Genomic DNA, 13,490 nt, shown 5'->3' with positions numbered 1-13,490 from the left:
GTCCGCACGATCATGGCGCAGAGGCCTTTCGCCGCCGGTGGCGGTTCGTCGCCGAGACGAGCAGTTGCTTGATGCGATAGGCGGGCTCCACCAGTCCGAGCCCGAGAAAACTCGGTGTCAGGAGCGGTTCTGACGTCTTCTTGCCTTGTACGTAGAGATCCACCTGTTTGCCGCCGGCCAGCAGTGGCAAGCTTTGAATCCTGGCTTGGGTGACGATGCCGAGGAGGGCGACGTTGCCCTCTTCGGCTCGATGGCCCTCCCGATCCATGTTGTCCGGAAGCCGAAACACCGGGCCCCCGCTGTTTCCGGGAAAGACGTGACTGTCGATCAGAAACACTTCGGAGCCGGGGCGGGTCGGCGAGACCCAGGAGACGATGCCCTGCCTCACAATCGCTCGCGGGGAGTCGGGTATATCGAATGCAGCGGGATAGCCCAGCACCATCACCGGCGCGCCTTCATACAAAGCTGCGGTTGTGGCAATATCCATCCAGGCGATGGCGGAGGAGCTGCCCGATGGTGGTGTCCGCAGGTGCAATGGCAGCGGGAGGCAGGCGAGATCCACTGATCGATCCGGATGCGGAAACCAGCAACGTCGGCCCGCCTTGATGAGTTGAAGCGGGATTTCGACGACCGGCGCTGCGCCCCGCGGATGCCTGTCCGGGAAGACCATACCCAGCGTGGACGGTCTCCACTCCTCATGGGGATCGGCGAAGACGTGTTTAGCGGTGACCAGCCACGTGACAGGACTGCGCCTCGAGTGAAGGGAAAATAGCACGCCGGTACCGACCACGGCGAAGAACGATTTTCGCGACACCCGTCCCCCACGTGAGCGGATCTCTGCCTCCTGTACACAACCCAGTGCGACTGTCGCTGCCCGCCAACGGTCGATCCAGCCAGCCATCCTGTCCCGCCTCCATGATCTATTTCGGTCGATAGGCACCGCTTCGACCAGCAAAGGCAGTGCCTGGCATGGAGCGCTTCTCTGTCGGTCCCGGTCTAGGGGCAGCTGAATCTTCGCTCTCAGGGGAACCTGGGAGGCGTCGGCTCATGGAGGCGTTCTGCGACAGCCGCATGCCGCCGACTGGGGAAGAAGGCAACTGTTGCCCTCGCGAAGTCCTACTACCCAGACGCATGGCTATGCCCTAGCCACTCGATCGCGTTCCTGGCCTGTTGGCCTATGCATTGCTTTCTCTCATCCTCATAAAGAATTTCCTGCTTTCCCGATGTCCCCCCGTAAGGTGCCGGCTGTCCCATGTATTGACAGGCCCCGGATATGCTTCTGGGCGGGGAAGGAATCAGATCGCCGGGTGGAAGAGATGCGGAAGACAGCGTTCAAGAATTTACCCAAGCTTGAGCTGAGACGCTACCGGAAGTTCACGCTGAAGAAGGCGCAGGATCAGGCCATGGAGATGGTTGCCCGGCGGCGAAGATTCTATGGGCAGGATGGCGTCTGGCATTGGTTTCAATCGTGGCGGAGCAAGCATGGCGGTGCATAACGGCGAGATTGCGGCGATCTTTGAGGAGATGGCCGACCTGCTCGAAATCGAAGGCGCAAACCCGTTCCGGGTCAGGGCCTACCGTTTTGCCGCGAGGACGATCCGTGATCTTCCCGGCGAGGTGGCCGAGATGGTCGCGCGGGGAGAAGATCTCACTAGCCTGCCTGGTATCGGCGACGATTTAGCCGGGAAAATCCTGGAAATCATCCGGACCGGCACCGTCGCCGCCTTGGAGGCCCAGCGCAGCAAGACCCCCGCGACACTGACGGAGCTGCTGCGTATTCCCGGGCTTGGCCCCAAGCGCGTCCAGGCCCTTGTCTGCGCGCTGAACCTACGGGGCCTGTCCGATTTGCAGCAGGCGGCGCTGGAGGGGCGTATACGCACCCTTCCCGGATTCGGGGAAAAAACCGAACAGCATATCCTCGAAGCGTTGGCCGCACGGACCGGGAAAGAGTCTCGCATGCAACTGGCCGTTGCCATGCCCTCTGCCGAGGCATTGGTGGCCTATCTCAACCAGTGCCCAGGGGTCGGCCGCGTTGTGGTGGCCGGAAGTTATCGGCGCGCAAGGGAGACCATCGGTGATCTCGATATTCTCGTGACGGCCAATACGGGGCGGGCCATCACGGACCGATTTATCCGGTACCCCGAAGTGCGGGAGGTGTTGGCTCACGGCGAGACGAAGGCCAGTGTCCGCCTTCAGAACCACCTGCAAGTGGATGTGCGGGTGGTTCCTGACGAGAGTTATGGGGCCGCGCTGCTCTATTTCACCGGCAGCAAGCATCACAACGTTGTGCTGCGGCAGTTGGCCCAGGAACGAGGGTTCAAGCTCAATGAGTATGGGGTATTTCGTGGAGCGGTCCGCGTCGCCGGTGACACGGAAGAGTCGGTCTATGCCGCAGTCGGCCTGCCGTGGATTCCCCCGGAACTCCGAGAAAACCGTGGTGAGTTCGACGCGGCGAAAGCAGGCCGGCTTCCGACGCTCGTGGAACTGCAAGATCTGGTGGGGGATCTACACGCCCATACGACTGCCACGGACGGTCGGCATGGTCTGAAAGAGATGGCGGACGCGGCTCGGCGTCGAGGACTCCGGTATCTCGCGATTACGGACCATTCCCGCCGCTTGACGATGGCCAGGGGCCTCAATCCCGCCAGGCTCTCCGCGCAAATGGATGAGATCGACCGGTTGAACAGGGACCTCACGGACATTCGCCTGTTGAAAGGGATTGAGGTCGATATTCTCGAAGACGGCTCGCTCGATTTGCCGGATGACGTGCTCGGTCGCTTAGACCTGGTGGTCGGCGCGGTTCATAGCCGCTTCAATCTCTCCAAGCAGAAACAAACCGACCGCATCCTGAAAGCCATGGACCATCCGCATTTTTCTATTCTGGCCCATCCCAGCGGCCGCCTCATCGGTCGCCGTGAGCCCTATGATGTGGATATGTTGCGCATCATCCGGAAAGCCCGGGAGCGCGGCTGCTTCCTGGAGGTAAACGCCCATCCGGAACGGTTGGACCTGACGGACCTCCATTGCCAGATAGCGCGGGAGGAGGGAGTGCTGCTGGCCGTCAACAGCGACGCGCATAGCACGGGTGACCTTGATGACAGGAGGTACGGTATCGGACAGGCCCGGCGAGGCTGGCTCCAGAAGTCGGATGTCCTCAACACGAGATCCTACGCGGAAGTGACACGATTGTTGAGGCGCACCATGGAGACCTGACGGTGCCGGACGGCTAATGTGGGGGCCAGTCGCGTGACGGTGACGAGATCGGAGGAGGAAAGATGATGACGGAACGAGCCGACCTGTTGGCGAAGGCGTCGAAGCCGGCGGAAGAGGCGTTGCGCCTGCATGCCTACTATAAGGGGAAAATGCAGACGATGCCCAAGTGCGCGATCCGCAGCCTGGAGGACTTTTCCGTCTGGTACACGCCCGGAGTGGCCGCACCCTGCAAGGCGATTCAAGCTGATCCAGACCGGATCTACGACTATACGAACAAGGGGAACATGATCGCCGTTGTCTCGGACGGGACGCGCGTGTTGGGGCTGGGCGACATCGGCCCTGGAGCCGGATTGCCGGTCATGGAAGGCAAGGCGATGTTGTTCAAATATCTGGGCGGTGTGGATGCCGTCCCGATCTGTCTCGACACGAAAGATCCCGATGAACTCATCAGGACCGTCCGCTTACTCAGCCCATCCTTCGGGGCCATCAACCTGGAGGATATTGCGATGCCGAAGTGTTTCCGGATTCTGCGCGAGCTACGGGCGATCAGCCCGATTCCTGTCTGGCATGATGACCAGCAGGGGACCGGGACTGTGCTGCTGGCGGCGTTGATGAACGCGCTGACCGTGGTGGGAAAAGACATGGGGCAGGTACGCATTGCCATGATCGGCATGGGAGCGGCCAACGTGCCGACCTATCGATTTCTCACTGCTTGCGGCGCCGATCCCGCCAGAATTGTCGCCTGTGATGCGGGAGGCATCCTCGGCACATACCGGCGCGAGTATGAGCTAGATTCGGCGTTCAGCGAGCAATGGAACGTCTGTGTTCGGACCAATCCAGCCGGTTTGCGTGGCGGCATCGCCGAGGCCTTGCGGGGAGCCGACGTATGTGTGGCCTTTTCGGCCGGCGGTATCATCAAGCCGGAATGGGTAAAAGATATGGCGCGGGATGCCATTGTGTTCGCCTGCGCCAATCCCATCCCCGAGATCTGGCCCTGGGAGGTGAAGGAGGCTGGCGCGCGAATCGTCGCCACAGGCCGCAGCGACTTCCCCAATCAGGTGAATAACTCCCTCGTGTTCCCCGGCATTTTTCGCGGTGTGCTCGACGTGCGGGCGCGGGCCATTACCGATGAGATGGCGATCGCGGCGGCCCATGAACTGGCTCTGTGTGCCCGGGAGCGCGGGATCCACGAGGAGAGCATTCTCCCGACGATGGAGGAATGGCAGGTGCCGATGCGGCTTGCCGTGGCCACTGCGACCAAGGCCCAGGAGCAGGGACTGGCGACGGTAGCCAGGACTCGCGACCAGGTGCACATTCTGGCTGAATCGAAGATCCGTTCCGCGCATGAAGCCATGCGTGTGTTGCTGCGCGAGGGGCTCATCGTCGCGCCGCCGGCAGCGAGGGGGTGACGAAAGCGCTGGTGGCCGAAACTGGTCCGGCCCTGTGGGACCAGGCGCAGGGTTGAGTGGTAATAATCGGTATTCAATAGAACGGAAAACGTCCGATGAGCTCGGGCCTCGAAAGGCCGCCCCCGGCCAAGTGCGGAAGTTCGGCAGCGAGATCGCGGCGGCATAAAGCGGCCTTCAGCCCTGTCGCATTGATGGATTGGGCTTAAAGACAGTGCAATAGCCTCGCCGGATCCCGGCGAGGCTGGAGGGGTTGATGCCAGAACGGCACAGCGGGCATTTGGACCACGCTATTCCACGTCCGCTTCAACGCCTTGTTGGGCGGCCATCGAAGGATCCCAGTACGGAAGCTGCGAATATCCGGGCTCGTCGATCACAATCGTCACGCTCTGCTCGGCCCGCGTGACTGCTACGTAAAACTTCGACGCCGGAACTGGATCCAAGTGCGTGCCAGATTGGATGAAAGACTTGATTCCAGCGGTCGGAACAATCAGAACGCGTTGGCATGTCATGCCCTTCGCAAGCCGAAAGTTCACATAGTTGAGATCGAACGCCTTGCCCGAGTGAGCGCTGTCACGCAGACACCGCGGACGAAATCTAGCCACATACTCGGCGACGTGCTTGGAGTGAATGAGAAAGACGCCATCGTGCTTGGTCACGGTCTTGTTTAGCGACTGCGTCTGCGGAAACGACCAGCTCGAGTCGAATATTGAGTCGGAGAACGTTGCAATTTCAGGGTGACAACGCCAAGTTGTATTGTTCTCGATGATCTGCAATTCACCGCGATTCTCGCGTTCACGAAACCACCTCACCGCTGACGCGTATGCGTACCTCTTGTTCTTTGGACTTCGCGGGTTAGTTGAAAGTACAGCCTGCCGGATGTCACCGACCATATGAACGATGAGGGCAGAGCGTAGCAGAACGTCGATGATCTCCCAGTCGTGGCCACTAAGGTCCTGCACTTCGTCGATGAGGATTTCATCGTAGATGCACTCTAGCCTGCGCAGGAGTGCACCGCCACTGGCATGGACCAGTTCATGCGCCAAACGCCCAAGTTCGCATGAATAGACATAGCCATTGGAATCTAGAAAGCGCCTGGGCCCCTTCGCCATTCTGTGGGGCCGTCCTTCGAAGTTGAAGCCAAAGACCCTGCATCCAGCGAACTGAAATGGAAGAAACGGCCGTGCGAAATCTCGCAGGAGGAATGTGAACCAACCCATCACCAAGATTCCGGGATGATCGCCTGCAAGGCTAGCTAGACGACTACGCAACTCGGCTTGGTTTGTCTGAGTGTAGGTGAGGACCAGTGCGCGCCGGTCGTGTGGTAGCGAAGCGCAGTGTTCGACGATTCCCTGTGTTTTACGTGATCCTGCGACGGCAAGCGTGAGGAAGTTAGCCATGAATGAAGGAGGCTGCTTCAAGCAAATAAGTCGGGGGAATTATCGATTCTTCGGCAACTGCTATTCGAATTGCCGTCTCGGTCTTCTCGCGGCTCATCCATGTTTCTATATCTGCACGGTCGGTGATCTTCAATATCTTCCGTAGCTGCGACTCGGTATTGTAGTGGATGAGTTGAGGCTCGAGCGTGTGTCCGTGATCGACCGATCCAATGAATACGGCACGTCGATCGTCCGCTAGCCATTCCTGAATGGGAGTTCTCAGTTCGTCCGGGGCAACACCGTCGTTGTCACGAACTGCTGCAACGGTCTTGTCGAGCGCGGCGCACAGTTCCAGGCATCGACCAATCGCCAGTCCTCGCATGCTGATCACATCGATACCCAGCTCTATCGGTCGCTTCTGATACTTATCTTTGAAGATTCGCTCAAAGATGATCTCATCTGAAGGACCCTCAACAAGAACGATTTTATCAGCAAGGACCATACGAAGCGTGTCATAACCCGGGAGCTTTCGGAAATAGGCCACCGTCTCGGGCTTCAGTTCTGTCAGTCTGAGAGGCTTGGCGCCGCCGAGAAGGTGTAGACCGTCCAGTCCTAACCGATTGATGACGAAGGAGCTATGGGTCGCAACAAAGAGCTGCTGGTGCTCGCCTGCGAGCAATTCCATCCTCGAAATGAGTTTTGTGAGACTCGTGTGCGTAAGATGGTTTTCCGGTTCTTCTACCATTACGAAGTTCGTTCGTTCGGAGTGGCGGCTCATGGCCAGAGCGATCTTGACCGAAGCCTGCTGACCCTGCCCCGACATGGAGAAAGGAATGTTGTTGATATGCGGCGTTACAGCCCCTTCCCAAGATGTTCTCGCGCTTTGGTCCATCGCAAGTACGATCGGATTGTCATGAAGGGACGCGTGTGTCTCGGCCATCCTTTCGTTGACATTCTTTAGTGCGGTCTCAGACATCGACGCCTTGATCTCCCTGTAAGCGACCGAGATCGCAGCCCGCTCTGCTGGCTGCAAGGCGTCGTTGAGAATGTGGCGCATGTGGTAGTCAACGCCCGTGGACGAGCGCACGGTACGAGAGTCGATGATCGCAGTCGTGAGCTGTGGCGGCCGATTCGTAATCGGCTCATCAGCGAATGACCGCCAGTCGATGGAGTAGTACTCAACTGGCAAGAGCGGCGAGACGTTTTTAGCCCATTCATCGAGATCTTTGGAGTACGCGGGATCGTGAAGAACTCTTATTGATATGCCCGGGCACGCATTGGTGGGCTTATCCGTATTGATAGCGCCGCACAGCTTCTGCAGCTCGTCTCGATTCTCCAAGAAGAGTTCGATGCGAATCTCCGGCCAAGCAACCGGATTCCCCAACTTGCGCTGGCGAACGAACTCCTCGATCAGCTCGCTGTTGAACCAATAGGGATTGAGTTCCTCGGAAGCCGAGCGGCCGTTTATGCGACCCGTCAGAGCGAGACCTATGGCCTCCATCAGAGTCGACTTCCCGCTTTCGTTTGCTCCGACGATGAGGTTCAGCTTCGGGTTCGGTTCGAGTGTGAGGTCCTTGTAGATTCGGTAGCCGTGTATCTTGATCTTCGTGATCAATGATCTCCTCCTCTCGCTAGGGGCGCGGCTTGTCTAGCGCATCGGCGGTCTGCTTGAACAGTGTACGCGTACCTCAACTACCCCCTGGCTGCCAGACGTGTTGTTCTGCGGCGGGCCACCGCGAAGTTTGCATCGGCACGATGCTGGAACCCCGTCCGCAGCAACAAAGGATTAGTTGTCGTACGCTTCATCGAACCTCAGGAAAATGGCGGTGTTGACGCGCTCGATCCAATCTAAGGCCTGAACCAAGTTTGGATCATCGGCCTCGATGCGCCTCAGCCACAGTCGGAAGGGCTTATTGGTAAAGCGTAGGGTTGGGGATACAAAACGAACATCTGCAGGCTGGAAGAAAGGAAAAGTCGAGTAGGTACCGTCGGCGTTGCGCGAGAGACAGAAGTCGATAGATTCATTCCAAGATCCGTGAATAGATTCCGACATCATTCCATACGTGCAGGCGTACAGATCGACGTGCTCCACTTGGGCGAAGATCTCGTAGAAGCTCTTGCCGCTGAGCTTCCAACGGTTCTTTTTCTGCTCGTCAAAGTCCTGCACGGTCAGTTTCTCGTTAGACATCTTCTCTCTGACAGACGCAAGAAGCCGTTTTCCGGCCTTCGACTCGAAGAAACGGGAGCCGCTCTCCAGATCTCGCAAAATGCGGAGGCGATCCTTATAGGAGCACTTTCTATAGTCTTCGACAACGGATTTGTCGCTCTGCATGAGGTAAGTGGCGACAACAGCTGCCTCAATTAGAGGCCGTTCGAGGACCCCGATTAGCTCAGCGTTATTCTGTTCGTAGTACTTCAGCACTTCCTTGAGAAGCTTCCATATTTTTACCAGTAGCCCAAGTATGGGGGCATCATCCACATCGAATCCTTTCGGGTTCCGCTCGATGTTTCGGACACGGGTAATTGCATCGTAGATGTCCGCTACGTCCTTGAAGAAAGAAAGCGCGAACGCGTTGATAGATGGGACGTCCACGAAATGCTGACGGATGTATTCCTCGTCGTACTTCTTCAGCACCTGAGCGATCTCTTCCATGGTCGGCGAACCGAGACGGCTAACAATGTTTAGGCCGATCCCCATAAGGGCCAGATCTGCCATTTTCTGTCCAGATAAGACGCCACTACGGTTCGTGAAGAATACGCCAGGCTCGTTGTCGTTTCAATGAGTTGCGACGGTGGGAGCATTTATCACGGGTCACTATGCGGATCAGTGTAAGCCCCGCCTCTGGTAGCGGTTGGTCCTGTACTTCTGCTTTGGGCCGATAGCTGACACTGGCCGCCAGGTCGAGGCTGAAGGCCTACGGTCCTGCTTTTTCGTGCTACTTAATTAGTGAAGGAAGGGAGGTGCAAAGCTTCTTGAGGTCGGCAGCCTCGTGTGAGTGTGACTCGCCGTTATGCGGGAGCATGCCTAGGGCACCACACAAGAGCGGGCGGTTTTTTTTCCGCCTCGCCTCGAAAGCCCTTAATCATACTTGTCGGCCACTCTCCTCGCAGGTCTGCGGGTTCAGGTCACAGAAACTCATGAATAGTTCTCAACAAGGACAGCTCGTATAGTTTGTACGTCGGATTGAAATTCTGGGGAAGACAAAACGCAGGGCGGAGGCGGGTTCAGAGAGCTCTTCAGCAACAGTGGAGATCTTGGAGAGGTTTCAGGCTTCGCGCTTCGCACCTGCGGGCCTGCTCACCACCTCTGCACTCGACCTCGGTGTCCGTCTCTGTTCCTCTCACCGAAGCCTGCGATCAACTCATAGCCTGCCTTATTCATGAACACTTCTGCTGCAATCGCCGATTCACCGCTACGACGGACCTTCGGCCGGCGGGCTCGCCCCTCGGTTCCGGCCGCCTCACCGGCTCGGCGGCGCGCACAGACGTGGCGCTCTTTCTGCATCGCGCCGTGCGCCCCTCAAGGTACTGCACGAGTATGCGCCGGGGCTTCCCGGCTCTGCCCGCCAAGGCACGGTCAGCTCACCGCCTCGCCGGCGTCCGCAAGCGTGGCTCGACTTAGTCGTCGAGCCGCGGACCTCACGACGTGACTCGGCGCTTTCGCGACGAACCGTCATGAATAATCCGGCTTAATCCTTATTGCTCATCCAGAGCAAGCGCAGCTTGTGCGTGCCGTCAGGCATGGCATCCATGCCGATCAATCCGCCCAATACTGCCCACGAGGTGCCCACCCCTTCCACGCTGTCCCGCCGCCACAGGGGGATGATCGGATTGATTTCCACATGAGTCGTCGTCGGAGACACCGTTCGTATGAACATGGCCATGGGGGGATGGCCGAGCACCCAATACTCCCATTCATCAGCCTTTGGGCTTCGATATTCGAACAGCCACCAGAGGAAGCTGGCTTCCGTCGTCCTGCCCTCAGCCGTCTTCTGATCGTACAACGGCCAGAGGAACCAGAACGCCGATTCATTCTTTACCAGATCGCTGGTGTAACGGAAGAAGGGGAAGAGCCGGTTCTCGGTCGCGGTCGGACTTCTGTAGCCGTAATAGAGCGAAATGGGATAGACCCCCAACGCGCTGGTGCGGTGTTCTTGCGTCGCCTCGTCATGCTGATAGCCCCAGAGAGGGAAGAGGCGAGCGGTCACGCCGCTTGGAGTGCGCTCTTGATAGTAGAGAGACAGCGGTCCGAGGCCCAGTATGCCTCTGGCTTGCTGGTGGGTCTGATGATCGGTGATGTCACTCCACAGCGGGACGAAGAGATTCATCGCTTCAGTCGGTGAGTCGTTGCGCCACCAGAGGGGAAACAGATGGCTGGTCGTGCTGGTGGCGGTCCGGTCATGGGAAAACAGGGATGCCTGTCGAATCCCCACGAATGAGAGCCTCCAATCCTGTCCCTCTTCGCCATAGTCCCAGAGGGGCGAGAAGCGGTTGCGAGTGCCGGTATCGCTCTTGCCGATTTGTATTAGGCTCACCGGCTCCACTCCCAGGGCCGAGAAGTTCCACGTCTGCTCGTTCATAGTTCGCCGCAGGCTTCCCAATGGGAAGAATGTATCCCTGGTCTGTGTCGGATCGGTCTGATGCCACCAGAGGAGCAGCGCTTGCCAGTCGAGCGTCCCGGTCTGCTCGTCCCGGGCGTACCAGTAGAGCGGCAAGAAACGGTGCGACCGGGTCGTCTCTGTCTGCTCCATGGCAATGAGCGAGAGGGCCGGAAACTTGCCGAGATGTGGGAGGCCCAGGGCCGAGAAACGTTGCTCGACCGTTCCGGTCTGGTCGTCTTTGGCGTAGGCATAAAGCGGGAAGAAGCGCTGTGTGTAAGTGGTGGATGTGCGTTCCATGGCAAAGAGTGACAGGGCCGGAAATTGACCAAAGTGTGGCAGCCCGAGGGCGGAGAAGCGTTGATGATCGCCTTCCAGGCTGTACTTGTAGAGCAGGGCGGCGTAATGCCAGTACTCGGTCGACGAGGACCGATATTGAAAGAACGTGAGCGGGCGCATGCCGAGGAGCCCTACCTCGTGGAGGTCTTTCTGCCGGTCATGCTCGATATCCATGAACGGATACAAAACATCCTGTTTCCAGTATTCTGTTTCCCGATGCCACCACAGGAGCGCATCCCAATTCACGGTCTTGGCCTCGTCGTTCCGGTTGTACCGATAGAGTGGAAAGAAGCGATGTGTGGTTTCGGAGGGCGTGGCTACCCTTTCGAACAGGGACAGGGTCGGGAACGTTCCGACTTTGGGCCAGCCGAGCAGCGAGAGTCGATTGGTGTCTCCCTCCCGATCATAGTCATAAAGCGGGAACAGCATAGAATTGGCTGCGTCAGGAGCGCTGCCCTGCTTGAAGAGGGTCACCGGCTTGAGTCCGATCAGACTGAATTCCGCCGTGCCCTTGGCGCCGTCACGCTCATACTCATGCAGCGGCAGGAACGTATCCCGAAGATGGGACTCCGATTCCGCATGTCGGTACAGCAATAAAGCGGACCAATTCACTTCCTTTGTCTCATCGTTGCGCTCGTAGCGGTACAGAGGAAAGAATCGGGTTCGGAAGTGGGCCGATGAAGTACTCTGATCATAGAGCGACCAGCTGAATTCCTTTTCTCGTGGCGGAAATCCCAACAAGGACAGGCGCTGCTCGTCTGCAGCGGTACGCTCATAACCATAGAGCGGGAATAGCCGGTCGGTGGTGTCTGTTGGAGATGTGGCATGGTGGAACAGGGTCACCGGCTTGATTCCTAAGAAGTCCAGCTCCCATATGGGTTGCTCCCGTTGCCATGTGCTGTCCCAGAGCAAGAAGAACCGATCGGTTCCTTGTGTCGCGGTGGAATGGTGCCGGTGCAGGAGGAGCGTGTCCATATCCACTTCGTCGCTTGCCAGATCATGCCGGTACCGATACACGGGAAAGAGGCGATGGGTGAATAGCGTGGGACCGCTCTCCCGGTAGAATATCGAGAACCACGAGATCCCCAGCACGGAGAATTCCCGCCAGTCTCCATTGCGGTCCCAGTCGTACAGAGGAAAGAAACGGTCATGGATGGCGGTCCCTTTTTCATCGTGGCGGTAGAGGGCAAGCGGGGTGGCGATCAAGGCAGACCAGTGCCACTCGTCCTCCGAGGGGTGCTCATAGGAATAGAGCGGAAAGAAGCGATGGAACGAACCATCAGGATTTTGCGAGTGCCGAAAGAACGAGAGCGGACCGAGGCCTAAGACGTCCGTCGTCCTGGTGTGAGCGGTGACGTCTTGTAAAGTCCGGTAGAGGGGGAGAACTTGATGCCACTGTTGGGCCGAGTCATGGCCATGACCTGTCAGGGAGAATCGGTCATAACCCAGGAATGACCAGCCGCCACGGTTCTTCTCACGATCGTCCTCGTAGGAGTACAGGGGGAACAGGCGGTGGAACGTAAGAGCGGGGCTGTTCTGCATCTGGTAGAGGGCCAGCACGTTCAGTTCCCTCCGCTGCTCCGGCTCCGCATAGGTGTAGCGATAGAGGGGGAAGAAGCGGTCTGAGACGGACGCGGGTGACGACGCATGTTCATATAAGGCGAGCGCTGGGAGACTCGTGCGTGGAAAGGGTGGAAGCCCGACGAGCGACGTGCGCGTTTCGTGGCTCTCGGCGTCAGTGACCGATCCATAGAGCGGAAACACATAGCTCAAATCGGACTGGGGCGTCACGGATCGGCCATGGAGCGGCAGGATATGACGGTACCAACTGCCATCCGCCTCTTTCCCGCCTGACCAGTAGAGGGGGAAGAGATGGCGATACCAGTTCCCATCGTCGTATGTACTGCCCGACCAGTAGAGCGGAAAAAATCTCGCCTCATAACCCTTCCGGTCCGCACCATAGTGGAACAGCGGAAAGAGAATGTCCCATTCCTTGAGATCGGTTTCCTTGTCGTAGGTGGCGATGGCCAGTGGGCCGAGCAGGTAATAGCGATGATACAGGCTCCCGTGCTGGTGATGTCCGAAGAGGGGGAGATAGTGGGTATAGCGAGAGTCGCCTGTGGCATAGTCGAAAAAGAGAGGGGCGACGATCCTGTACTGTTGTTGAGGGTCGTGAGCTTGCCAATAGAAGGGCAAGATTTGGAAGTATGACGTGTCTCCTCGACGCTCGGAAATGCCGAGGGGCCAGAGTACACTGCGTCGTGAATAATCCGTCGCCGAGTCCGCTTCGCGCGAATAGAAGGGAACCAGCGTAAGACGAGAAAAGGTTCCACGCTCTTCAGTTGAATATAGCCAGAGGAAGCCCTCCGTCCAAGTGGTGTCCCCTTTGGTTTCCTTGCAATAGAGAAAGCCCCAACAAGCGCGGGATTGTTCTTCCTCCGTCTGAGCAAAGACGGGATGCGGCGCCATGCACGACAGCAGCATGAACGCGCACACCAACTCCAGGAGGAACAGCGCAGGACGGGGAGAACAATACTGATTCGAGCGTACCATCG

The 13,490-nt window shown here is 58.2% G+C and carries 8 protein-coding genes; 3 read left to right on the top strand and 5 right to left on the bottom strand.

Annotated features, from left to right (window positions below; all coding sequences use genetic code 11):
• Positions 1-10: 10 nt before the first annotated feature.
• Positions 11-901 carry a S1 family peptidase gene (locus tag KJA79_RS14340; RefSeq protein ID WP_213042732.1) on the bottom strand — a complete coding sequence of 297 codons (891 nt, stop codon included), beginning with the start codon at positions 899-901 and terminating at the stop codon, positions 11-13.
• Positions 902-1,316: 415 nt separating this feature from the next.
• Between KJA79_RS14340 and KJA79_RS14335 the strand changes: the two genes are divergently transcribed.
• The 3 genes from KJA79_RS14335 to KJA79_RS14325 all read left to right on the top strand — a co-directional run bounded on the left by KJA79_RS14335 (position 1,317) and on the right by KJA79_RS14325 (position 4,622).
• The gene (locus KJA79_RS14335) at positions 1,317-1,496 is read left to right on the top strand and encodes a hypothetical protein (protein WP_213042731.1); all 180 of its coding nucleotides are present in this window, start codon (positions 1,317-1,319) and stop codon (positions 1,494-1,496) included.
• Positions 1,483-3,213: a DNA polymerase/3'-5' exonuclease PolX gene (gene polX, locus KJA79_RS14330; protein ID WP_213042730.1), complete on the top strand. Its 1,731-nt coding sequence runs from the start codon at positions 1,483-1,485 to the stop codon at positions 3,211-3,213. The genes KJA79_RS14335 and polX overlap by 14 nt, the downstream gene beginning before the upstream one ends.
• A 65-nt stretch (positions 3,214-3,278) precedes the next feature.
• Positions 3,279-4,622 (top strand): NAD(P)-dependent malic enzyme, encoded by a 1,344-nt coding sequence (locus tag KJA79_RS14325; RefSeq protein ID WP_213042890.1) that lies wholly within the window; start codon positions 3,279-3,281, stop codon positions 4,620-4,622.
• 287 nt (positions 4,623-4,909) lie between these two features.
• Here KJA79_RS14325 and KJA79_RS14320 read toward each other — a convergent pair whose 3' ends face one another.
• From KJA79_RS14320 to KJA79_RS14305, 4 genes are all read right to left on the bottom strand, one after another.
• A complete protein-coding gene (locus KJA79_RS14320; protein ID WP_213042729.1) occupies positions 4,910-6,019 on the bottom strand; it encodes a UvrD-helicase domain-containing protein in 1,110 nt (369 codons plus the stop codon).
• A complete protein-coding gene (locus KJA79_RS14315; protein WP_213042728.1) occupies positions 6,012-7,613 on the bottom strand; it encodes an ATP-dependent nuclease in 1,602 nt (533 codons plus the stop codon). Before KJA79_RS14315 ends, KJA79_RS14320 begins: the two co-directional genes overlap by 8 nt.
• Before the next feature lie 171 nt (positions 7,614-7,784).
• A complete protein-coding gene (locus KJA79_RS14310) occupies positions 7,785-8,714 on the bottom strand; it encodes a DUF5677 domain-containing protein (protein ID WP_213042727.1) in 930 nt (309 codons plus the stop codon).
• Positions 8,715-9,687: 973 nt separating this feature from the next.
• Positions 9,688-13,488, bottom strand: coding sequence for a hypothetical protein (locus KJA79_RS14305; RefSeq protein WP_213042726.1), 3,801 nt, complete (start codon positions 13,486-13,488; stop codon positions 9,688-9,690).
• Positions 13,489-13,490 lie beyond the last annotated feature (2 nt).

The sequence above is a fragment of the Nitrospira defluvii genome, assembly GCF_905220995.1.
In the GTDB taxonomy this organism is placed as follows: Bacteria; Nitrospirota; Nitrospiria; order Nitrospirales; family Nitrospiraceae; genus Nitrospira_A; species Nitrospira_A defluvii_C.
The sequence above is the reverse complement of the archived record's forward strand: the minus strand, read 5'-3'. Positions and strand labels throughout refer to the sequence as shown.

What these genes read in the sequence shown, in the direction of transcription:
- KJA79_RS14340 (WP_213042732.1), bottom strand. Translation starts at nt 901, where the DNA reads ATGGCTGGCTGGATCGACCGTTGGCGGGCAGCGACAGTCGCACTGGGT.
- KJA79_RS14335 (WP_213042731.1), top strand. Translation starts at nt 1,317, where the DNA reads ATGCGGAAGACAGCGTTCAAGAATTTACCCAAGCTTGAGCTGAGACGC.
- polX (WP_213042730.1), top strand. Translation starts at nt 1,483, where the DNA reads ATGGCGGTGCATAACGGCGAGATTGCGGCGATCTTTGAGGAGATGGCC.
- KJA79_RS14325 (WP_213042890.1), top strand. Translation starts at nt 3,279, where the DNA reads ATGACGGAACGAGCCGACCTGTTGGCGAAGGCGTCGAAGCCGGCGGAA.
- KJA79_RS14320 (WP_213042729.1), bottom strand. Translation starts at nt 6,019, where the DNA reads ATGGCTAACTTCCTCACGCTTGCCGTCGCAGGATCACGTAAAACACAG.
- KJA79_RS14310 (WP_213042727.1), bottom strand. Translation starts at nt 8,714, where the DNA reads ATGGCAGATCTGGCCCTTATGGGGATCGGCCTAAACATTGTTAGCCGT.
- KJA79_RS14305 (WP_213042726.1), bottom strand. Translation starts at nt 13,488, where the DNA reads ATGGTACGCTCGAATCAGTATTGTTCTCCCCGTCCTGCGCTGTTCCTC.